Source organism: Clostridium sp. ATCC 25772 (genome assembly GCF_001573875.1).
In the GTDB taxonomy this organism is placed as follows: Bacteria; Bacillota; Clostridia; order Clostridiales; family Clostridiaceae; genus Clostridium_J; species Clostridium_J senegalense.
Genome location: NZ_LFRG01000123.1, coordinates 1 through 930, shown reverse-complemented (window position 1 = coordinate 930; position 930 = coordinate 1). Strand labels below are relative to the sequence as shown.

Genomic DNA, 930 nt, shown 5'->3' with positions numbered 1-930 from the left:
ATTTGTGTCCTCCTAAAAATATTATTATTTTATATATTTTTAAGATTCAGGTCAGTTTACATAAACTTTTTTTTGTACATACAATCACTTATACGGTTTGTAAAAGTCTTCCGATGGTAAACACACCGCAGAGTATCCGCCGACAATTCGATAAACTCTGTCCTCGTCAACTTAGATTTTACTAAGTTCTGGCGCTTGCAAAGTAAATACTAAAAATTAATCTTAGTATTTACTTCTGAAATTATGATAATTTCTCTTGTATCAAATTAGCTAAATTTGTAGCTAATTCTTTTAGTTGACCTTCATCTTTACCCTCTAACATAACTCTTACTAATGGCTCTGTTCCTGATGGTCTTATTAATACTCTTCCACATCCATCCATTAGTTTTTCTATTCTTTCTATTTCAGCTTTAATTTCTGGTATTTCCATATATCTATTTTTATTTTCATTTTTTATTCTAGCGTTAACTAATACTTGTGGATATTGATTCATCACCGCTGCAAGTTCTGATAAAGTTTTACCTTCTTCTTTAACTATCTGAGCTAAAACTAAAGAACTTAAAGTTCCATCTCCAGTCGTATTATAATCTAAGAAAATCATATGTCCTGATTGCTCTCCACCTAAATTATATCCGCTATTTTTCATTTCTTCTAAAACATATCTATCTCCTACAGCTGTTGTTGCTAAGTTTATGTTATTTTCCTTTGCAGCTATAACTAATCCTATATTACTCATAACTGTAACAACTAAAGTATCTTTAGCTAACTTATTGTGTTTCTTTAAATAGATTGCACTTAATATCATTATATGGTCGCCATCTACAATTTGACCCTTTTCATTTACAGCTATTAGTCTATCTGCATCTCCATCATATGCAAGTCCTAAATCAGCATTATTTCTTAATACTTCTTCTTGAAGACCTTCTGGAT

At 30.4% G+C, this 930-nt stretch carries 1 pseudogene; it reads right to left on the bottom strand.

Annotation, left to right across the window (positions count from 1 at the left end):
* Positions 1–241: 241 nt before the first annotated feature.
* A pseudogene (locus AZI32_RS17085) lies at positions 242–930 on the bottom strand (phosphoglucosamine mutase); the annotation flags it as partial.